This window comes from Fulvivirga ulvae, assembly GCF_021389975.1.
Taxonomy (GTDB): domain Bacteria; phylum Bacteroidota; class Bacteroidia; order Cytophagales; family Cyclobacteriaceae; genus Fulvivirga; species Fulvivirga ulvae.
Window position 1 is genome coordinate 6,152,643 of record NZ_CP089981.1, and the last position, 21,223, is coordinate 6,173,865.

The 21,223-nt window shown below is 41.6% G+C and carries 21 protein-coding genes, 3 tRNA genes and 1 pseudogene; 10 read left to right on the plus strand and 15 right to left on the minus strand.

Features of this window, described 5'->3' with window-relative positions; genetic code table 11:
- Window positions 1-112: 112 nt before the first annotated feature.
- The 10 genes and pseudogenes from LVD17_RS25785 to LVD17_RS25825 all read right to left on the minus strand — a co-directional run bounded on the left by LVD17_RS25785 (window position 113) and on the right by LVD17_RS25825 (window position 7,775).
- On the minus strand, window positions 113-1,132 hold the full coding sequence (locus LVD17_RS25785) for an SBBP repeat-containing protein (RefSeq protein WP_233762806.1): 1,020 nt from the start codon (window positions 1,130-1,132) through the stop codon (window positions 113-115).
- Between the two features lie 111 nt (window positions 1,133-1,243).
- Entirely contained in the window at window positions 1,244-1,735 is a 492-nt protein-coding gene (locus LVD17_RS25790; RefSeq protein WP_233762809.1) for a YbhB/YbcL family Raf kinase inhibitor-like protein, read from the minus strand.
- Window positions 1,736-1,859: 124 nt separating this feature from the next.
- Window positions 1,860-2,408 (minus strand): YbhB/YbcL family Raf kinase inhibitor-like protein, encoded by a 549-nt coding sequence (locus tag LVD17_RS25795; RefSeq protein WP_233762811.1) that lies wholly within the window; start codon window positions 2,406-2,408, stop codon window positions 1,860-1,862.
- Window positions 2,409-2,495: 87 nt separating this feature from the next.
- Window positions 2,496-3,356 (minus strand): helix-turn-helix domain-containing protein, encoded by an 861-nt coding sequence (locus LVD17_RS25800; protein WP_233762813.1) that lies wholly within the window; start codon window positions 3,354-3,356, stop codon window positions 2,496-2,498.
- Between the two features lie 23 nt (window positions 3,357-3,379).
- Window positions 3,380-4,270, minus strand: a complete 891-nt coding sequence (locus LVD17_RS25805; protein ID WP_233762815.1) for an NAD(P)-dependent oxidoreductase — start codon at window positions 4,268-4,270, stop codon at window positions 3,380-3,382.
- 172 nt (window positions 4,271-4,442) lie between these two features.
- Window positions 4,443-4,961, minus strand: a complete 519-nt coding sequence (locus LVD17_RS25810; protein WP_233762816.1) for an SRPBCC family protein — start codon at window positions 4,959-4,961, stop codon at window positions 4,443-4,445.
- 85 nt (window positions 4,962-5,046) lie between these two features.
- Window positions 5,047-5,952, minus strand: coding sequence for a helix-turn-helix domain-containing protein (locus tag LVD17_RS25815; protein WP_233762818.1), 906 nt, complete (start codon window positions 5,950-5,952; stop codon window positions 5,047-5,049).
- Window positions 5,953-6,019: 67 nt separating this feature from the next.
- Window positions 6,020-6,169, minus strand: a pseudogene (locus LVD17_RS28770) (DUF6922 domain-containing protein); the annotation flags it as partial.
- A gap of 48 nt (window positions 6,170-6,217) precedes the next feature.
- Window positions 6,218-6,697 carry a hypothetical protein gene (locus tag LVD17_RS25820; protein WP_233762820.1) on the minus strand — a complete coding sequence of 160 codons (480 nt, stop codon included), beginning with the start codon at window positions 6,695-6,697 and terminating at the stop codon, window positions 6,218-6,220.
- Window positions 6,698-6,905: 208 nt separating this feature from the next.
- The gene (locus LVD17_RS25825) at window positions 6,906-7,775 is read right to left on the minus strand and encodes a helix-turn-helix domain-containing protein (protein ID WP_233762822.1); all 870 of its coding nucleotides are present in this window, start codon (window positions 7,773-7,775) and stop codon (window positions 6,906-6,908) included.
- A 102-nt stretch (window positions 7,776-7,877) separates the two neighbouring features.
- Between LVD17_RS25825 and LVD17_RS25830 the strand changes: the two genes are divergently transcribed.
- Window positions 7,878-8,837 (plus strand): alpha/beta fold hydrolase, encoded by a 960-nt coding sequence (locus tag LVD17_RS25830; RefSeq protein WP_233762824.1) that lies wholly within the window; start codon window positions 7,878-7,880, stop codon window positions 8,835-8,837.
- A 202-nt stretch (window positions 8,838-9,039) separates the two neighbouring features.
- Here the strand turns inward: LVD17_RS25830 and LVD17_RS25835 are convergent.
- The 3 genes from LVD17_RS25835 to LVD17_RS25845 all read right to left on the minus strand — a co-directional run bounded on the left by LVD17_RS25835 (window position 9,040) and on the right by LVD17_RS25845 (window position 9,378).
- Window positions 9,040-9,113, minus strand: a tRNA-Arg gene (locus tag LVD17_RS25835).
- Window positions 9,114-9,155: 42 nt separating this feature from the next.
- A tRNA-Pro gene (locus LVD17_RS25840) sits at window positions 9,156-9,230 on the minus strand.
- Between the two features lie 59 nt (window positions 9,231-9,289).
- Window positions 9,290-9,378, minus strand: a tRNA-Ser gene (locus tag LVD17_RS25845).
- Window positions 9,379-9,679: 301 nt separating this feature from the next.
- Here LVD17_RS25845 and LVD17_RS25850 point away from each other — a divergent pair.
- The 8 genes from LVD17_RS25850 (at window position 9,680) to LVD17_RS25885 (ending at window position 17,566) form a co-directional block, all read left to right on the plus strand.
- Window positions 9,680-10,648 (plus strand): vWA domain-containing protein, encoded by a 969-nt coding sequence (locus tag LVD17_RS25850; RefSeq protein ID WP_233762827.1) that lies wholly within the window; start codon window positions 9,680-9,682, stop codon window positions 10,646-10,648.
- On the plus strand, window positions 10,645-11,529 hold the full coding sequence (locus tag LVD17_RS25855) for a tetratricopeptide repeat protein (RefSeq protein WP_233762829.1): 885 nt from the start codon (window positions 10,645-10,647) through the stop codon (window positions 11,527-11,529). The genes LVD17_RS25850 and LVD17_RS25855 overlap by 4 nt, the downstream gene beginning before the upstream one ends.
- Window positions 11,530-11,640: 111 nt before the next feature.
- On the plus strand, window positions 11,641-12,819 hold the full coding sequence (locus LVD17_RS25860) for an acetyl-CoA C-acyltransferase (RefSeq protein WP_233762831.1): 1,179 nt from the start codon (window positions 11,641-11,643) through the stop codon (window positions 12,817-12,819).
- Window positions 12,820-12,980: 161 nt separating this feature from the next.
- A complete protein-coding gene (locus LVD17_RS25865; RefSeq protein ID WP_233762833.1) occupies window positions 12,981-14,312 on the plus strand; it encodes a toxin-antitoxin system YwqK family antitoxin in 1,332 nt (443 codons plus the stop codon).
- 160 nt (window positions 14,313-14,472) lie between these two features.
- Entirely contained in the window at window positions 14,473-15,408 is a 936-nt protein-coding gene (locus tag LVD17_RS25870) for a phosphoribosylaminoimidazolesuccinocarboxamide synthase (protein ID WP_233762835.1), read from the plus strand.
- 38 nt (window positions 15,409-15,446) lie between these two features.
- Window positions 15,447-15,830: an STAS domain-containing protein gene (locus LVD17_RS25875; RefSeq protein WP_155169786.1), complete on the plus strand. Its 384-nt coding sequence runs from the start codon at window positions 15,447-15,449 to the stop codon at window positions 15,828-15,830.
- 15 nt (window positions 15,831-15,845) lie between these two features.
- Window positions 15,846-16,766, plus strand: coding sequence for a ribonuclease Z (locus LVD17_RS25880; RefSeq protein ID WP_233762837.1), 921 nt, complete (start codon window positions 15,846-15,848; stop codon window positions 16,764-16,766).
- Window positions 16,763-17,566, plus strand: a complete 804-nt coding sequence (locus LVD17_RS25885) for a queuosine precursor transporter (protein WP_233762841.1) — start codon at window positions 16,763-16,765, stop codon at window positions 17,564-17,566. The genes LVD17_RS25880 and LVD17_RS25885 overlap by 4 nt, the downstream gene beginning before the upstream one ends.
- On the opposite strand, the gene LVD17_RS25890 is transcribed toward LVD17_RS25885, so the two are convergent.
- Complete coding sequence (locus tag LVD17_RS25890) at window positions 17,563-19,026, minus strand: TonB-dependent receptor (protein ID WP_233762843.1); 1,464 nt, start codon at window positions 19,024-19,026, stop codon at window positions 17,563-17,565. The two genes, LVD17_RS25885 and LVD17_RS25890, sit on opposite strands and share 4 nt — an antisense overlap.
- Before the next feature lie 362 nt (window positions 19,027-19,388).
- Between LVD17_RS25890 and LVD17_RS25895 the strand changes: the two genes are divergently transcribed.
- The gene (locus LVD17_RS25895) at window positions 19,389-20,768 is read left to right on the plus strand and encodes a sodium-dependent transporter (RefSeq protein ID WP_233762845.1); all 1,380 of its coding nucleotides are present in this window, start codon (window positions 19,389-19,391) and stop codon (window positions 20,766-20,768) included.
- A gap of 11 nt (window positions 20,769-20,779) precedes the next feature.
- Here the strand turns inward: LVD17_RS25895 and LVD17_RS25900 are convergent, their stop codons facing one another.
- Window positions 20,780-21,211: a tellurite resistance TerB family protein gene (locus LVD17_RS25900; RefSeq protein WP_233762847.1), complete on the minus strand. Its 432-nt coding sequence runs from the start codon at window positions 21,209-21,211 to the stop codon at window positions 20,780-20,782.
- Window positions 21,212-21,223 lie beyond the last annotated feature (12 nt).

Here is a 21,223-nt window from a genome sequence, read left to right on the forward strand (position 1 = left end):
GTTTCTAAGTGGTGCCTATTTTCACCTTTTCAGTATTATTATCATTTTGCAATTAAAGAAAAAGCAGGTTTTGAGCACCCTGTCTTTCTTATTCCATGATTAAAAACAAATGTTAATTAATCGATATTTTGTCAAGAGTAAATATACTTTGCGTTTTATCTCCTGTCAGCAATTTACCCAGGTAGCTCGTAAGTACGTACACCTCTTTGCTTGAAGCAAGCGTCGCGGAAGTTGGAAATTCCGTGCTGCCTATAGAAATCTCTTTGGTTTGAGTAGCGGTGGACCAACCATCTGCTGAACTCAGTATGTGCACTTTACCTTCACCAAGTCCGTTCTCAATCACCACCAGTTTATTATCACTTGTCCATGCTAACCCGTCTGGAGTTTTCATTCCATCTACTCCTGTGATCTCAGACACCTGTGACGGGTCATTGAGCATGATTTTGAATAGTTTATTCTCATCCGTTTTAGCTACGATAAGATACCCGTCCGAATGGTAAACAGCTCCATTCAAACCAAAGTAATTTGGCGCCGGAGTAAACAAACTGGCATTGGTTATGAATACTCCGGCATTATAAGACTGGTCGACTTTATAAATCACCGGAGAAAACGAGTCAGTGACGTAGATATTCCCGCTGTTATCAACAGTGATGCCGTTGGGGAAAGCTCCGCCATTTGGTGTAAGTGGTTTCAGGTCTAAGCCCTTTATCAGAGAGCCTGTGGTTAGGTCATAAACACCCAAATACGCAACAATTCCGGCTGTTGAACCATTAGCCCCACTTTTCTCAGAAGCTCCAACATCGCCACTGGCAACAATGAGCCGATTGTTTTCTTCATCTGCATATACACCTGTTACACCAATGAGATTGGAGTCATTGATAAAAGTTTCCAGGGTACCATCACTTGAAAGTATAGAGATGCTTCCCTGATTAAAAGAACCAATCAAAAATCTGTTATTTTTGTCATCAAAGTCCACACCTTCAGGGTACATACCCGTCGCAGTTATTGTGTAATTATCAAGAAGCGATGGTGTATTTTCATCATCATCAGAACAACCGAAGAAAGTTGCTGTTGCTGCCAAAATCAGTGTTTTGGCCGAGAGATTTCGGGTAATTTTATTAATCCAATACATATGAGTAATTATTTCTTTTTCTAAGATTCTTAAGTAAATAGGTTAAAAATACCTATGGAAGGTCTTACACTATCAGGAAGGGTAAAACCTCCTCCTGATTGAGCAATTTCCTTATTGGCTGTTGCTACTACCGTAAACTAAAAGTGATGCTTTACCTAATGTGGAAAAATGCATGTTAAAACCTACATAAGCAGGCGTGGCATTTTCGTCCAAGTCAAGCTCTTTGTCCAGCGCATAAACCGTGATCAGGTATCTGTGTGCCGGTCCGGCATTGGGAGCGGCTCCGGCATATCCAGGTACACCCATATCGGTTTTGCTTTGGATAGCTCCAACCGGAAGTAATTCTTTAGAGGCATCTCCTGCCCCTGAATTAAGCTCTTTTACATTAGCAGGAATATTAAAGACAACCCAGTGCCAGAAACCACTACCTGTAGGGGCGTCCAAATCATAAATAGTTACCGCAAAGCTTTTGGTACCCTCAGGAGCGTTCTCCCAAGACAATTGTGGTGACTGGTTTTCTCCTGTATACCCCATACCATTAAGGTATTGTTTATTGGTCAGTTGCCCGCCTAGCTCGTTGCTTTTAAGTGTGAATGTTTGCATTTCCTTTTATAATATTTGTTATTTCTAAGTAAGATTTTCAGGAATGGAGTAAAGGTATCTTTATCCATATTTGATGGCCCCAAAGGGAGAAGTAAGCCTTCCTCCTCCCGGTGAGGCAATTTCCTTATTTGCTGTTGCTGCTTCCGTAAACCAAAAGTGATGCTTTGGCCAACGTGGAAAAATGCATGTTGAAACCTACATAAGCAGGCGTAGCATTTTCGTCTAAGTCAAGCTTTTTGTCCAGCGCATAAACCGTGATCAGGTATCTGTGTGCTGGTCCGGCATTAGGAGCAGCTCCGGCATATCCGGGTACACCCATATCGGTTTTGCTTTGGATAGCTCCAGCCGGAAGTAATTTTTTAGAAGCATCTCCTGCACCAGACTTAAGTTCTTTTGTATTGGCAGGAATGTTAAACACTACCCAGTGCCAGAAACCACTGCCTGTAGGAGCGTCCAAATCATATATTGTAACAGCAAAACTTTTAGTACCTTCGGGAGCATTATCCCAGGATAGTTCTGGTGACTGGTTTTCGCCAGTATATCCCATTCCGTTGAGGTATTGCTTATTGGTTAGCTGTCCGCCCAGCTCGTTACTTTTTAAGGTGAATGTTTGCGCGAATGCAGTGCTGCCTATTGCCACAACCACTGCCAGTGTTGTCATTAATCTTTTCATTTTACTTACGTTTATTAATGACACAAAGCTAGGCATACCACGCAGGCAATGGTTAGAGGCAAACGTTCAAAAAGTGTAGACAAACGTTCAATTTGAAAGTTGATACTGTTTAGGAGTCAACCCATGAACCTGCTTAAATGACTGGATGAAACTGGATAGATTTTCATATCCAAGATCATAATAGATCTCACTCGCTTTAAAATCACCTTGCTTCAACAGGTTAGCGGCCTTCTTCATTCTTTGCTGTAGCAACCATTTGCTGGGAGTAGTTCCGTAGATTTTGTCAAAGCGCCTCTTAAAAGTAGAAAGGCTCATATTGCAAAGAAACGCCAATTCCTCCACCGTAATGTGGCTGTTCTCATTTGTCATCATCGTTTGGCGGATCATGGTTTCCTCATCGGCCTCCCTGCTAATGTCTCGCAAAGCCATAATTTGCCCCGGATACTTACCGCTGATGTAAAGCAAGAGCTCTTCCAGTTTAAGCTGCTGTAGTTTCCTGTTTAACTTCTGCCCTGAATCCAGCATGATACGCAATGACTCGATGAAATTGTATAAAAAAGGATCCTTTTGGAAGACGATCAAGGACCTGTCCAAATCTCCGGAAGTTTGTTCCGTGATTGACGATGGGTATTTAATAAAAAACTCCGACAGTACTTTATTATCAAAAAAGAGCAGGATACTGCGGTAGCTTCCATTGTCCGAAGCTAATTTCTCACTCATCAGACAGTTGCCTGTAGATAGCAGTAAAAATTGCGAGGGGTTTATTTCTATTTTATTGTCAGCGTAATAGACACTTTTTTCACCCTCAAGCAACAAGCTAAACATATTGTATTGTAAAGTGATCCTCGTTTTCAATGAAGGCTTATCCGAGTGATATGGCATGATCACCACGCCTTCATTTGACTTCGGGTCGTCCAGGAAGTCATGTGGCACAATAATATTTTTCATTGCTTTCCTTAATAATGGTTACTTCAAAACAAGACTTTACTTGATTCCTCAAAAAGACGGACTACACCTGTCATATTTTCATCACCTAAACCTTTATCCACTGCCTTCCGAAATACTTGATGTGCAGCATTAATTGTAGGTGCCATACCTTCAGCACCCACCTTTTGGAGTGTATAATCAAAATCTTTTTCTATCAATTCTATGGGAAACATAGGTGAGAAGTTTTTTGTGAGCATACTACCAGTGAGATAACTGGCCACCGGACTCCAGACCGAAGTTTCGGCCACCGCACCTAGTATCCTGGCGACATCAGCGCCTGACCTTGTTAGCATGCCGATCAACTCCGCATAAGCAGTCACCTGAATACCCAGCAGGGTATTGGTCGTCAGTTTTGCAAGTGCTGCGGTTCCCAAATCACCTACAAGGATTATTGAGCCCCCCATTATTGCCAATACCGGTTCTGCTTTCCTAAGTGTGGCTTCATCTCCCCCTACCAGGTAGATAAGCTGACCGGCTTCAGCCTGTGGTCGGGTCCCGGAGACCGGTGCTTCTAGCAGAGACACCCCACTGGCAGCCGTAGTTTGCCCCAACTCACGGATCCATTCCGGAGTAAGCGTAGAACTTTCTATTGCGATAGATCCCGCTTTCATTCCTGCAAGTGCTCCCTTTTCAGGGTCGAGCCATACCTCGCGGGAAGCTTCATTATCACGGACCATTGCTATTACAAAATCCGCATTTAACGCGGCATCTTTTGCACTTTGTGCCTGATGGGCTCCCGCCTCCACCAAAGGTGCTGCAGCACTGGAAGTCCGGTTCCATACCGTGACGTTATGTCCGGCTTTGATGAGGTTCATGGCCATTCGGGAACCCATCGCTCCCAAGCCTAAAAAGGCTATGTTTAATCTTTTACTCATAGTTTGATATAAATATTTACAAAATAGCTTGTGCTATTTCCTATACATGGTCAAGCTCTTAAACTCGATAATGCCCTTTTACAACCAGTTCAACCCTCTATAGGAACAGCATCAATGCTTGTAACGTTTGCGCCTAAGAAAAAAACACCCGGTTTAAACAAGCTTGATGACGTTATTTGGTTTTAGTTTTTTCCTGTGCAGCAGCTACAAGCCCGTCCAGCCAATCCTGATGCGCATTGATCATTGGGTTTGGCTTGGTCGAGGCCAGTTCCTTTGCTGGTTTGCCTATTTGAGTTTCCTGTGTTAATACTCTAACTCTATTACCTGGCAAATCTTCGATTAACCATGCATGATGTACATCCAGCCGCTGGTTATCATCTCCCTCTACCCATCCGTGCCATGCTACTCGTGCAGGATGCCCGTCAACCGGGGGTACATACTCTACCACTTCTGATTCCACCAAAAATCCAAATGTTATAAAACAAAATCTAGCTCCTATGCGAAGTTCCGGCCCCGTGTTATCATAAAAAATGATCTCGGAAGCATTTTCATAATACTGAGGCCACGCGTTGGTATTGTTTAAAAACGGCCAAACTTCTGTTGTTTTTAGGTTTGGAATGATTACTTCATTGGAGCAATAATTATCCGTAGTTCCTGGTAAATACGACTCAGGCCATATAATTGCGTTCATATCTAAGCACTGTTTTAATAATTAAAAACAAGCTCAAAATTAATAGTTAGGACCGGCCTGGGGTTAACAAAATTCAATCCTGAAATTACGAAATCCAATCCATTCTAAACTTAGATGGACTCGTATTCTCATGTTTTTTGAAAAAGTTATTGAAATGGGTGACCTCATTGAACCCGAGAGATTGTGCAATATCAGAAACACTCCAATTGGTTTTTTCCAACAAAATCTTCGCCTCCTGTATTACTCTTTCAGCAATAAGTACCGTAGTTGTTTTATTAGTGGTCTTTTTCAGCGCTTTATTGAGGTGATTTACATGTATAGCCAGTCTGTCAGCATAATCTGAGGCTGAGCGTAATTCCAGTCTCCTCTGCAGGTTTTCTATAGGAAACTGACGCTCAAGCAGTTCCAGAAATTGGACTGATATTCTCTGTGCAGAGTTCGACCCAAAATTGGAAATTCTGGCTGATCTCTTTTTTAACACAGTGTGAACTATATCAAAGGTCAGGTTTTTGAGAGCATCGTATCTGTAGATGTAATCAGAGCTAATTTCTTCAAACATGCGTTCAAAAAGAGCTTTGATGTAACTGCCTTCATCATTGGATAATTCGAATACAGGAATAATATTTGGCTGAAATAAAGGGTACTCTGATAATTTGCCGAAATTACTAAAGAAAGACGCCGTAAAAAGGCAGCAATAGCCATTTGGCGACTCTCCAACAGGTTCCCATTGATAAGACAGTAATGGGTTAGAAAAGAGAATGCTCTGTGCGCCTGTTTCGATTACTCTGTCTCCAAAATATATCCGCCAGTTTCCAGTTAATAAACTTATCTTGTAAAAGTCCTTTCTAACAAATGGCACCGGGCCAAGTTTTTTGTCCCGGCTCCCATTAAACTTGAAGACATTGAAATTTCCTATCCCTTTTTGCAGGTTTTCCGGAATCCAGCGTAATTCGGCATTGTAGAAATCCTGTATAGAAGGTTTGCTATTCACACGGCAAAGCTACAAAATTCAAACCTTTTTGCACTAACCAAAAAAACAACTGAATACGAAATTCATCTTACCTTGCAGTAGACCTTAGTTTTTCTTCACCATAAAAACGAACGATCTCCTTCTTTTCTTCCTCACTCCCCCGTTCAAAAACTCTTCTAATTACTGCTTTGTATTTCTTTTCCCAATCAATGCTATCAATGTCAGTATCCCAAATAAGGCTTTTCTTAAAATAAGAAGATTAGGTGTTTGAACCCCTTGTCTATCCTTAATTCTCAGTCAACTCTTCAATCTTCCTTTCAACATCTTTAATCTTACCAGCCCAGTAATCAATCGCCTTATCAGTATCAATCTTTCTTTTTTTCCCGGTTCCTGCTTTTAAATTTTGAGGAATGGTATACAAGTATAGCATATTCGCATCCCAATCCTTTTGTTTTTCACTATCATTGGCAGGCTCGACCCGGTGCTGCCAAAAACGACGGTGGTCAATGTACCTGTTTTTAACCTGCTCCAGGTACCCCAACAATGCCTCATGATCTTTAGGAATATACCCGGGACCGCTGCACCCGCAGGAGTGAAAAGTAATGCCGGCAGTATATAAATTACTCATATGCTGCCATGCTTTAGTTTCGTTCCGTTTCGGAGATTTAAAGTCCAAACCCATGTCAGCCATTAGCCCGCCACACTGCGGACATTTGGCAATGGTTGCCTCGTGATACTTAGGGGAACCTCTTTCTATATCGGCCAATAATCTTCTTTTAAAAGCTTTGCAACAATTAAAACAAGCATAGTGAGGCTTATATGAAGTCATTCCATATCGACACATAATTCTTTCTGTTTGGTTATAGCGAGCACGTTCATGCCAAATGGTTTTGCAGAATCTCTGATCACAGGCAAAAACGGTTAAAAGTAAATATACCGAAGCCCACTGATTTCCGACTAAGTTAACCCTTTATCTATCCCTGCTCAGCCTTAACATGTTTACTCCGGTATGCCGTCGGGCTCACCCCCATATGTTTTTTAAACTGGCTGCTCAAATGGCTACCGTCACTAAAATCAAGCTCGTGTGCAATTTCACTGATCGAAAGAGTGCTGCTCGTCAGTCGCTGCTCTACCAGTTTCATCTTATACAAAGTAATATAGCTTTGCAGACTTTCACCGGTTATTTTTTTGAAGTATTCCCCTACATACGTTTTAGACAAGCTAAACCGCTCAGCCAGGTATGCAGTTTTGATCTTTTCCTTATCATGGATATTTTGCCTGACGTGCAGCAAGAGTTTATTAATAAGAGGTTCTTCTTTAAAATTACAACCCTCACCCCTTTGCTCATTCACCACGCTCCTCATAAGTATATTAAGTATAAGTGTGATCAGATGTCGGAGATTGTCTTCATAATAGGCCTCTTTTCGATCATATTCTCCCGTCAGGTTATCTATAAGCGATATTATCGCCGTACGGTCGGCGACGTCCTTTATTATCAGCGGCTGAAAGCGGTTATGGTGATAAAATATCTGTTCTAACTGTTTCAGCCATCGGGTTACGCTTTCACGCTCCCCGGCACTTTTATACTGGGTTAGAAATACATGAGAAAACCTGATGGAGCAAATCCGTGTCTCCTTATCACTCCGGAAGCCCCTGCAGTCGAGTGGCGTAAACAGAAATATATCTCCCTCCGAGTAGTCATAGAAGTTTTCATTTACTTCACGATTACCTTCTCCTTGTTCAATTCGTATAATTTCAAAAAAATGATACACCAGGGCATGCTGTTTCCAGTAAGCCAAGTCTGACATATGTAGTTCGAAGGGCTGATAAAGCTGTTTTTTCATAAACCTTAATGGTTACAAGAGATACCTTACTTTTTACAGGCGACGGTTTTTCCCACGCCCTACCTTCGTATCTCTTACGATACAAATCAACAAACGATCAATATGCAACAGAAAAAAGCAACTTATCCACCTGCGGGTCGGCACTTACTGGCTCTTACACTTGCGCTGTTATCTATTAATGGAGCAAGTGGTGAAGGTTATCGTCTATTAACAATTAAAAACTATTTAACTACTATGAAGCAGCAAACTGATTTACTCACTACAAAAGAAGCACAATACTTTACCACTGGCGATGGGCAGCAGATAGCCTTTAAGCTCGACGGCCCTGAAGACGCACCGGTACTTATTTTATCTAACTCGATAGCTACCAATTTTCGCATGTGGGAGGGACAAATACCTGCCTTTACTCAGCATTTCAGAATTCTTCGTTTTGATACTCGTGGTCATGGATCTTCTGATGCCCCTGCGGGAAATTATTCCATAGCCCGAATGGGATGGGATGTCATTGAACTAATGAACCATTTGAATATACAACACGCGCATTTCTGCGGTTTATCCTTAGGAGGCTTTATTGGTCAATGGTTAGCCATCCATGCACCCGATAGGATAAACAGACTGGTGCTTGCCAACACCTCCTCCCACCTCGGCCCCCAAGCTCAATGGAATGAGCATATCATCTCGTTAAATGCAGGAGCCTCCATGCACGCCTATGGTGATATGTTTATTGGTAACTGGTTCCCTCAAAAAATGATTGAGGCACGGGACAGTACTGTTTCCAAATTCAGGAAAATGGTATTGGACACCTCACCGCAGGGCCTGGCGGGTTCCTTTGCTGCTGTACGGGATACCGATCTGCGAAGAACCATTACGTTGATACCTAACCCGACACTGGTCATAGGTGGAGCATACGACGGCGTCACACTTCCTGAACACAGTGAGGAGATTGCAGCATCCATTCCAGGGGCCCGGCTGGTGATACTTCCCGTTGTTCACCTATCCAATGTCGAAAACAGTGATGATTTTGAAAGACTGGTTATTGATTTTCTTCTTACAGATGATTAGGTACAGAAACTATTAGGGGTTAGACCGAGCATCCTGGCAGATATTAACTTTTTGCCTCCGTGTTTGACAGAAAGTAGTTAATAGCAGTTGGCAAACTGTATAATATATCAATGAGCGCGGCTTACTGATTTTCTGCTAGCCGATTACTTTAAAAATACGGCATAAAAAAAGACAAACTGAAGATACAGTTTGCCTCGCATCGTGATCCCGCAGGGACTCGAACCCCGAACCTACTGCTTAGAAGGCAGTTGCTCTATCCAGTTGAGCTACGGAACCTAAATCTGGTAATCCAGAAGTCTAAATTCTTAAAAAAATAAGTCGGGGCGGCAGGATTCGAACCTGCGACCCCCTGGTCCCAAACCAGGTACGCTAACCGGACTGCGCTACGCCCCGAACTCTATTAAAACTTTAATTTTCTTCCTGATCGTTATCAGGTGCTCAAATCGAGCCAGCGGAGAGGGGGGGATTCGAACCCCCGGTACCTGTTTCCAAGTACGACAGTTTAGCAAACTGCTGGTTTCAGCCACTCACCCACCTCTCCGGATGTTTATAAAAACACTCTTTTTGTGCTTCTAAAATAACTATTACCCATCTTTTTCAGCACTTACCAACGTCACTGTCTCCGAAAGAGAGTGCAAATATAAATGAACTCTTTCCATTTAACCAAGTTCCCCAAGAAACTTTTTTTAATAAAATTTCAAACAATAAACTAAATCGTTCCCAGCATCGTTTAATCAGTGTTTTTACCATCAAAATTTTGTTTTGTGACCAATGGTATTTGAGCCCAAAGGCTGCTTTTATATATTTGTCCCATATAGTTTTTAAAAACTAACTTTTTAAATATGAGCTGGCTCTATTCCCTAAGTGGATTGGAAATTACATTCATCACGCTTTTTATTATTTTTTATTTGTTATACCTGCTGCGAGTGATCAGCATCGCAAAAAAACTGAGTACTCCCTACAGCTCTGTATTTATAAAGTTAAGTATCAGGTCCATCTATTTCGCATTATTTATCATAGCCCTATTGGGACCTTCATTTGGGGAATCTAAAAGGGAAGTAAAATCAGTGGGGAAAGACATTTTTGTTTTGGTAGACCTCTCACAATCCATGAATGCCAATGATGTGCAACCCACCCGGCTGGAAAAAGTCAAGTTTGAATTAAAAAACATTGTTGAAGCATTCAGCTCAGATCGCATCGGAATTATCATCTTTTCTTCCGAAGCTTTCATGCAGGCTCCGCTAACTTTTGACCAAAATGCACTTAACCTATTCATTGAAACTTTGAATACAAAGCTGGTTCCCAACATGGGTACCGACTTTACTCCTCCCCTTGAACTGGCTCTGGAAAAATTAAACAATGAAGAATCGCCCATTACACAGCAAAAATCAAAAGCCATTATACTGATCAGCGACGGAGAAGATTTTGGAGAAGAAACGGAAGAAGTAGCCCGGGAAATAGAGGATCAGGGCATTAAACTATTTACCCTGGGTGTCGGTACAGAGCGTGGAAGCAAAATCCGGGTAGGTGGTGTTTATAAAAAGGACAAAGAAGGCAATGATGTAGTAACCAAACTCGATAGCAGAACATTAAAAAAGCTGGCCTCAGAAACAGGCGGCAAGTATTTTGAGATCAATGAAACTAATAATGACGTTTCGCGATTGATCAATACAATAAACAATATTGAAGGTGAGCTGAGGGATTCCCGGCAGATCGACGTTTCGGCCAACAGGTATTACTACTTTTTAGGTATCGCTCTGCTACTGCTGATCACTGATCTTCTTACCAGTGTCAAAACAATCAAGATATGAAGTATTTGTTTGCCATACTCCTTGTTACTTTCAGTTCGTGGACCGATCTTGATAAGATAGCAAAAGTCAATAAGTTAAAAAAAGAGGCTAAAACGGCCTACAACAACGGTGACTACCAAAGGGCGCTGGATAATTACCTTTATCTGGTTGATTCCATGCAGGTTGAGGATGACAACATTATACTTAACATGGCCAATGCATACTATAAACTCAAAGATACCACCAATGCTGTCAATAACTATCAGGCTGTAGTGGACAGTAAGGACAATCTAGTTCGTTCGGTCGCCCAACAACAGCTTGGAGTAATAGCAAACCGCTCCAAAAAATTTAAAGAAGCCCTGGAACATTTCAAGGAAGCTATAAAGGCTGACCCGGCTAATGAAGAAGCCCGGTATAATTACGAGCTTTTGAAAAAGGTGTTGAAAGAGCAGGAGGAACAGAATAAGGACCAGCAGAATAAAGATGAGAAAGATCAGCAGAAGCAGGACCAAAAGAAAGATCAACAGAAGCAGGATCAGCAAAAGCAGGGAGATCAGGAGAAAAAAGATCAGGAGCAACAGAAGGACGAAGAAAAAGAGGGCAAAGGTGACGAAAAAGAGGAACAAGAGCAGCAGGACAAGAAAGATGGAGAGAAGAAAGAAGACGGAAAACCTAAAGAAGAACAAAAACAGAAGCCTGAAGATGGCAAAGAGTCTGAAGAAGAAAACAAGGACAAACAAGATCAGATGAGCTCTGCTGCCGATAAACTTGAAGAAATGAAAATCTCAGAAGAAAAGGCGAAAATGATATTGGAAGCCCTCAAAAACAAGGAGATTCAATACTACCAGCAAAACAAAAGAAAGGCTACCAAACCCAAGGAATCTGATAAACCGGACTGGTAGAATATTATACAGGAGAGCCCTTTTAAACTAGCCCCTATTTGGTTATTTTTGTTGGCCTAACGAAAGTTAGGCTTTTCTTTTTAAATCATAAAAACCCCTAAGATTATATTTATGAAAGATGTGTATATCGTTTCGGCCGTAAGAACTCCCATAGGAAGCTTTGGAGGTAGTCTTTCCAGCCTCACTGCCGTACAGCTAGGCTCAGCTGCCATTAAAGGTGCCTTATCAAAGGCTGGTGTAGATGCTAAAGAAATTAACGAAGTATATTTTGGTAACGTAGTATCAGCAGGACTTGGCCAGGCACCGGCGAGACAAGCCGCTGTTGGCGCAGGCATCGGCTATAATGTACCCTGTACTACCGTAAATAAAGTGTGTTCTTCAGGCATGAAGGCTGTTATGCTCGGAGCGCAATCGATCATGTTGGGACAAAATGATGTGGTAATGACTGGTGGTATGGAAAGCATGTCAAATACTCCATACTACTTACCAAATGCCAGATTTGGTTATAAGTATGGGCATGGACAGTTGATTGATGGCCTGATGCATGATGGACTTTGGGAAGCTTACAACCAGTTTGCCATGGGAAATTGTGCCGATAATACAGCTAAAGAGATGAACATCTCCAGAGAAGCTCAGGACGAATATGCCATCAACTCATATAAAAGATCCGCTGCTGCCTGGGAGGCAGGCAAATTCGCTGAAGAAATTGTTGCTGTAGATGTACCCCAAAGAAAAGGCGATCCCCTGGTAGTAAATGAAGATGAGGAATACAAGAATGTCAGATTTGACAAAATCACCTCGCTAAGACCTGTATTTTCTAAAGACGGTACTGTAACTGCTGCCAACGCTTCCACAATTAACGATGGTGCTTCTGCCATCATATTAATGAGTGAAGAAAAAGTTAAGCAATTAGGAGTAAAACCCATTGCAAAAATTAAAGGATTTGCCGATGCCGCTCAGGATCCGATGTGGTTCACAACGGCACCTTCCCTGGCTATTCCAAAAGCAATGAAGGCTGCCGGAATTGAAAAAGCCGATGTTGACTTCTATGAAATCAATGAAGCGTTTTCGGCGGTGGCAATAGCAAACAACACCAAGCTGGAGCTTGATCCTGCAAAAGTTAACGTCAATGGTGGCGCAGTTGCCCTCGGTCATCCTCTGGGCTGTTCAGGTGCACGGATCATTACTACCCTAAACAGTGTATTGCATCAAAATGACGGCACAATAGGAGTTGCAGGTATTTGCAACGGAGGTGGAGGGGCCTCTGCCATAGTAATAGAAAAACTCTAAGTTGAAGCCAATATAATTTTAAGATAAGCCTTACGTTAAAAGCGTAAGGCTTTTTAATTATATACCTCAGGAACTGATCTGGTAAAATAATTGTCTCCTACCAAAATTAACCGGATTTGTATGACTCTGGCAGGTATTGTAATAATCATTACTTTTGTAGTATGAAAAGGTATGTACATTTTATTCTTCTGATTCTTTTCCCGGTTTTAACCCATGCCCAGGAGGAAGTAAGAACCTATTATGATCAGGAAGAGGAAATTCTTATGGAGGTTTATTATGTAAGCAAGCATGGTTCCGATGTAATTGAAGGTAAATACCTTAAGTATCACCCCAATTCCGGCATAGCAGTAGAAGGCTCTTTTAAAAACGGGTATAAAGACGGCATATTTAAAGAGTACTACCCGGGCGGCCAACTACAACGGGTTGTTTCCTATATAAACGGTAAAAAAGACGGCCCTGTAAAAGTCTATTCCGAAACTGGTCAGCTAATCCAGATGGGTTACTTCAGCAACAATGAATTGGCCGATAGCCTGCATACCAACTACAATAATGGAAGCCTCAGAAGTCGGGGATATTTCGTCAATGGCAAACCTGAGGGTATACTTCTCGAGTATTTCCCGGGCGGAAAAATAAAACGTAAAATTACTTATAAAGACGGCTTTCAAACAGGTATGACCCAGACCTATTATGAGGATGGCACCCTAATGACGGAGGGGAATTATCTCAAAGGTATCCTGAATGGATATTATAAGACCTACTTCCCCAATGGTCAGCTGGAAACCGAGTCACAAATGGCCGAAGGAGAGAAAACCGGGACATTCAAAACCTATGACAGGCAAGGGCACCTGTTGCTCAAAGGAATGTACATGAAGGGACAGCTCCACGGCGAAAATATCGGCTACTATGCCAATGGAAATGTAGAACACCGCTACACCTATAATGCTGGCAAAAAAGTAGGCACAGGCTATGCATACTATGCTAATGGCAAGCCTAAAATCATGACCGAGCTGAGCAAAGACCAGACAGAAGAAAAAATTTTGAAATATGACACCCTCGGCCAGCTGATAAGCGAGGAAAATTATCTTAATGGCAAACCTCATGGAGAATGGAAACACTTCCACAGCAACGGAAAAATAAAAGTAACCGAGCAATATGACCAGAACAGACTGAACGGCTTAAGAACAACTTACCATGAAAACGGCAATAAAGCATCCGAGCAACTGTTCAAATTTGGAATGAGGTACGAAACAGGAAAAACTTATTATCCTGATGGCACCCTTGCATCGGAAACGCCCTATCATGCCAATAAGATGCATGGCATATACCGGAGCTATTATGAAAACGGGCAGCTTAAAGAAGAAGGGGAGTTTGTGACCAACAGAAAGGTAAATGAATGGCAAACATACAATGAAGAAGGTAAACTCATGAAAGTGGAGATATATAAAAATAATCAGCTGGTTGATACTAAAACCGCCCCTTTTGATGCAAATTAAAAGTATCTGCCATAAGGGGTGATGATGCCTGTAAAACCTCTGAGAATCAGCAGTGCACCCACCAGACAAACAAGTTGATTACATTTCTCTATATGAGAGCGTAAATAAATCAAATAGTGTTTTTAATATCTGCGTACATACCTAAATTTGCTGGCATCCTATGAACGCACTGAAAGAAACAAATTTTAATTTTAAAGGCCAGACTAACTTTTATCGGGGCAAAGTCCGTGATATCTATTATTTTGGCAATAAAATGGCTATGGTTGCTACTGACAGGATTTCAGCCTTTGATGTAATTCTGCCGCGACCCATCCCTTTCAAGGGACAGGTGTTGAACCAGATAGCAACTAAAAACCTCGAAGCAACAAAAAACATCTGCCCCAACTGGCTGGCCCACACACCTGACCCGAATGTAGCCATAGGTATAACCTGCGAAACATTTCCTGTAGAAATGGTGATAAGAGGATACCTTGCAGGCCATGCGTGGAGAGAGTACCGGGATGGGAAAAGGTCAGTCTGCGGTGTAAGGTTACCCGAGGGGTTAAAAGAAAATGACAAACTTCCTGAACCTATTATTACCCCTACGACCAAAGCACATGAAGGACATGACGAAGATATTTCGAGGGAAGATATAATAACCAAAGGACTGGTGTCAGAAAAAGAATACGAACAACTGGAAGATTATACAAGGAAGCTTTTCCAAAAAGGTAGTGAAATGGCAAAAGAGAGAGGGTTGATCCTTGTAGATACCAAGTATGAGTTCGGAAAGCTCAATGATACCATATACCTTATCGATGAAATTCATACACCGGACTCATCAAGATATTTTTACGCTGAGGGATATGAAGAGCGACAGAAAAACGGTGAGGCTCAGAAACAACTTTCCAAAGAATTCGTTAGACAATGGTTAATATCACAGGGTTTTCAGGGGAAGGATGGTCAAAAGATACCTGAAATGACCGACGAGGTTGTAAATTCAATTTCTGATAGGTATCTTGAACTCTTCGAGAAATTTACCGGCGAGCCTTTTCAGAAGCAAGACTACGCCCGGGTGAACGATAGGATTGAAAACAGCATTATAGAAGCAATCAATTAGTCTGCGGGTGAATATCAGCCGCCTTAAAACAAATAAAAATGAAATACACTATAGATAAACAAGAGAAATATTGTCTTTTAAAACTTCATGAAGAGAAGTTGGATTCCAATATTGCCCCCAATCTGAAATCAGAGCTGATAACTATTCATGCTGAAGGCGCCAAGAACATTATTCTGGATCTTTCCGGTGTTAAGTATACGGACTCTTCCGGGTTGAGCGCTTTGCTCGTAGGAAATAGGGTTATCCAGGAGAATGGCGGTATTTTCGTTCTTTCAGGACTTTCAGAGCATACTATGAAACTGATAAAAATATCTCAATTAGACAGTGTGTTAAATATTCTCCCTACTGTAGAAGAGGCCATAGATGCTGTATTCATGAATGAGCTGGAGAATGATCTGAAACAGGGCGAGGATGAGAATTGAGTAGGGTAGAAAAACTTGTCATTTCAATTAAAAATACTTGGATCAAATTCGGCAATGCCTGCTTATGGCAGGCACCATTCAGCCCAATTGCTTAATGTGCAGAACCACTATTTTCTAATAGACTGCGGTGAGGCTACACAAATGCAACTCTCCAGGTATAAGTGCAAAACCCTGAGAATAAGCCATATATTTATCAGCCATCTCCACGGAGACCATTACCTCGGTTTAATGGGGCTGATCTTCACCATGCATCTGCTCAGAAGAAAGAGTGATCTTTACATATATGGTCAGAAGGGTTTACGAGACATTATAACTACACAGCTCAAATATTCAGATACTGTACTTAATTACAATATTCGGTTTAAAGAACTTGTCCCTCACCAACCGGAGCTACTCTTTGAAGACAACTCAGTTGAGGTAAGTAGTTTTCCACTTTTTCACAGGGTCCCCTGCTGCGGATTCCTTTTCAAGGAAAAACCAAAACCTATGAGGCTCAATAAGGAAAAACTACCTCAAAAAATCTCCCTGGCCCATATTGCATTGCTAAAAAAGGGGGAAGATATTTATGACGACGAGGGAAACCTGATTTACAGGAATGCAGACCTTACACTACCTCCAAGAAAGTCAAGGTCATATGCTTATTGCTCCGACACCAAATATGAAGAGTCGATTATCCCGAATATTGCAGGAGTCGATTTATTATACCATGAGGCCACATTTCTAAATGCTAAAGAGATGTGGGCTACCCAGACTTTTCACTCAACAACAACCCAGGCCGCCGAAATTGCAAAAAAGGCAAATGTCGGGCAACTGCTTATTGGACATTACTCCGCAAGATATAACGACCTTACACCTTTTCTGACAGAAGCCAGGGCCGTTTTCGAAAATACTCAACTTGCCACCGAAGGAGAAGCTATTGACATACCGGATTTATGAAGCATATTATTGATAAAAAGACTAATCTATTCATAATTCTCAGTGGCATATTTCTAACCAATGCCATATTAGCCGAGCTGGTAGGTATCAAAATATTCTCACTCGAAAGCACATTTGGGTTTAATCCTGCTCAAATCAACCTTTTCGGAGGCTGGACATTAGATTTTAACCTGACGGCTGGTGTGGTATTATGGCCTGTAGTATTTGTTACGACAGATATTATCAATGAATACTTTGGTAAAGAAGGTGTAAAAAAGATCAGCTACCTCACCGTGATTTTTATATCGTATGCTTTTCTGATTATTGCTGCTGTGAGCTGGCTGACACCGGCAGATTTCTGGCTGGAGATCAATAGTAAGGACGAAGCCGGCAATGCCTTCAATATGAATTATGCCTTTGACAAAGTCTTTATACAAGGAGCAAGAATCATTGTCGGTTCGCTGGTAGCCTTTCTGATTGGCCAGCTGCTAGACGTTTTCGTATTTCACAAACTTAGGATAATCACAGGAAGTAAAATGCTCTGGCTTCGTGCGACCGGCTCCACTTTGGTTTCACAGCTGATTGATAGCTTTGTTGTGCTCCTGATTGCTTTTTATTTACTTGCACCGGCAGATGCCAAGTGGTCATTTTCACAGGTTATGTCAGTGGGCATTATCAATTACATCTACAAATTTGGTATTGCCATTATCATGACCCCTACCCTCTATATTGCCCATCACTTTATAGATAAATACCTGGGACAGCAGCGCGCAGAAGAAATGATGGAAGATGCGGCCAGTAAAAGTAGCTCCTTCTTTTAACCTGCCTTTTTCTTTTTAAGCTCTTCAACTTTATCTTCAACGTCCGCTTCAATTCCTGTTTCACAAGGATAGTCGAACAGGCACCTGTCTTTAATGGCGCTTACTACCTTTCTCGGTACCATCTTCTCCCACCCCTCTTTACCTGATTTGATCATAGCCAGCACGTTATCAGAAATAATATGCAGGTTATCAACGTTGGCACCTTTTATATTAACCAGCTTATTGTTATCAATCAAATACTGATATAAACCGTGCAAATTTGCCGGCAGCTCAAAATTATCAAGAGTGTAAAGCCCTTCCCCTCCTATTTTGTGAGAAGGATAGACATATAACGTTACATTATTGCCAAACAGCGTACCAAAGGCTTCCAGCACACCACCCCGGAGGTTAGTATAATACTTCTCTTCAAAGACACGTTGCAGGTTATAAATACCGAGAATAATACCGATTTTCCTTCCCCTGGTGATTCCTGAGAGGTAATCTACCAATTTATAATACTCAGGATAGTTGGAGATCATAACATTTTGCCCCAGCGAACAAATAATATCCACCCTGTTTAAAAAATCCTTTTCATCTATCTCTCCTTCAGTTCGCAAGTCATGAAGGGTAAGCTCGGTAAGTACTACAATTTTACTTTTGTCTACATCGGTTTCGTTCTTAAAGTGCCTCCTGGCAGTCAGCAGCATATCCACATTAACGTGTGTTACCGGTCTGAAGCGCCCACGAAGTACCAAAACATTCTTTTTATAAAGAGCTTCAGACGGCTGCATAACATTGCCATCCGGGCCAAACATAGCAGCACTGGTCATACCACTTTTTACGAGTTTTAGACTCATCAGCCTGTTATCCACATGTTTAAAATCAGGCCCGTAGATCCTGAACATGTCAATTTCAATTCTCCCCGGAGTGAGCCCATCGATGAGTGAATCCAACAATTCCTCAGGGTCTTGAATGAAAAAACAGCCAAAAATGAGATTAACACCTATTATACCCAGTGCCTGCTGCTGTAGCACCGCATCATTATCATGCATCTTGACATGAATTATACACTCATTATAAGCCGACCCCGGAGTACACTGAAAACGCAGGCCAATCCAACCGTGTGGCTGATTGGTACGTTCGTAGTTTAAAGCCTCCACTGTATTGGCAAAAGCAAAAAACTGAGTGTTTGGTGCTCTGTGAGGTAATCGTTCTATAAGAAGATCATACTCATGCTCAAGCATTTTCATTAGCCTGGGTTCACAGACATACCGCTCACACATACCATAAATAGCATCACTAAAGCTCATATCATAAGCAGACATAGTCTTGGCTATAGTGCCTGAAGCCCCTCCCGCCTTAAAAAAATTAGCGGCGACATCCTGCCCCGCTCCTATCTCAGCAAATGACCCGTAAATATGCCTGCTCAGGTTAATTTGAAGCGCTTTTTCCTTAGTGGTCAGTTGTCTTAGTGAATCCATCTTATCTCTAAATTCTGGTCTCAGAGCCAAAGTTATATTTTATAAACGAAAGAATGCTACCTATTTATATAATATACAATATCAAGGTGCTATGTGTTCTAAATATTAGATGAAGCTTTCATTTAAAGTCACCCAAAATCAGGCAGATTAATTTTACTCCCGTAATGTAGAGTTTACATTATTACTGAGTGCCTAAAACGTTTGCAATCATATAGCACAAAATATATTCAATAAAGAATCACCGAATGAATTGATCAAATCAAATATTTTGGTACCGCATATCAAGAAATACATCCCACTCCCAATTTTTCTTTTGAATAATCAGAAATTGTCCATATTTTCAGCCCTCAAAATTAAAAATTATGGCAAATAGAGGAGGCTTTTCGAGCCGGATAGGTTTTATTGTTGCGGCAGCAGGTTCTGCTGTCGGTTTGGGGAATATATGGAAATTTCCTTACGAAGTGGGTCAGAATGGAGGCGCTATGTTTCTTTTGGTTTATTTAATCTGCACATTTCTGATCTGCTTCCCCATTATGATAGGGGAAATAGCCATCGGGAGACGGGCACAGAAAGATGCTTATGGATCTTATAAATCGATTGGCGGAAAAAGATGGGGCATGCTAGGACTTTTCGGAATACTTTGTGGCATCATGATCCTGTCATTCTACAATGTAGTGGCTGGCTGGGCATTTGGTTATTTTCTGGAAATATCATTTGGAAACCTTTTACAATCAGACGATTTCAGAAGCTTCTTTGGAGGCTACGTGAGCGATATATGGGACAATCTTATTTTTTCAGTATGTTTTATGATCATCACGGCCTTTATAGTGGTTAAGGGTGTTTCCGGAGGTATCGAAAGGGCCTCAAAAATATTGATGCCCATGCTATACGTAATTCTTCTTGGGTTGATTGTCTATAGTTTAACGCTGGACAACGCCATTGAGGGTATCAAATTTTACCTGCTTCCCGATATCAGCAAACTCAATCTTGAAACTATATACTCAGCTTTAGGACAGGCCTTTTTCTCGCTTTCACTGGGTATGGGAGCTTTGATCACTTACGGTTCTTATATAGATAAAAAACAAAATATTGTTTCATCAGCAGCCATGATATCAATTATGGACGTTTCAGTAGCATTTCTTGCCGGCCTGCTGATATTCCCACTGGTATTTTCCCAGGGACAAACGCCATCTGAAGGCCCCGGGCTTGTTTTTGTGGCGCTACCGGGTGTATTCAACGCCATGGGACCTGTTATTGGTAAAATTGTTGGGGGTGGCTTCTTCCTGTTACTTTGCTTTGCAGCGTTGACATCCACCATATCACTTCTGGAAGTTCCTGTGGCATACCTTGTTGACGAGAAAAAACTTCCAAGAAAAGCTGTTGTGTGGTTGCTAGCTGTTTTTATTTTTGTTGTGGGTCTACCAAGTATGTTGTCGCAAGGCGCTGTAGATGCATTCTCATCACTTGATTTTTATGGTGGAAAGTCCTTCCTTGACTTTGTATCGGAAGTATTCTCGGATATCAGCTTACCACTGGGTGGGTGCCTTATGTCCATCTTTATAGCAATTAAGTGGAAAACAAACAACCTGTCTGCTGAGATTAGTGAGGGTAACGAAGGTTACAAAGGTTCATTTATGGAGAAAGCCATTAACCTGATCCTCGTTTATATTGCCCCTATTTTATTAGGACTGATCTTTATAAATACAGTATTGGATAAATTCTTCGGAATATCTATCATCTGATAAATATTCTATCAGGCAACATATTTTTCTGCCGCAACCTTTTTCAGATCCTCCCATGCCTCCGGTGTGGGAGGATTTCCTTTCTCAAACATTTCTATCATCCACTTTACAACCGACTTTTTGAAACCAAACTTGGACATGAGTTCTTCACAAAATTCAACTTCACTCTCCTCCACCACATCATCCGCATAGACCATCATAACCAGGTCATAAAGCTGGTTCATTTTCTGATCGTGCCCCTCTGGCACGTTCAGTGTGACTTTTTTCTCACTTCTTATCAGAGAAGCGATTTGCCGGTCCTTCAGGCCGTATTTGGCCCCAACCTTATACAGCATCTTTTCCTCTTCCGCGTGTAAATGCCCATCCACTTTGGCAAGAGCAATAAGGTTACTCAGGTGATTCTTTTTATAAGCAAGGTACTGGTGTTCAAAAAATCCAATCATGACAACAATTTT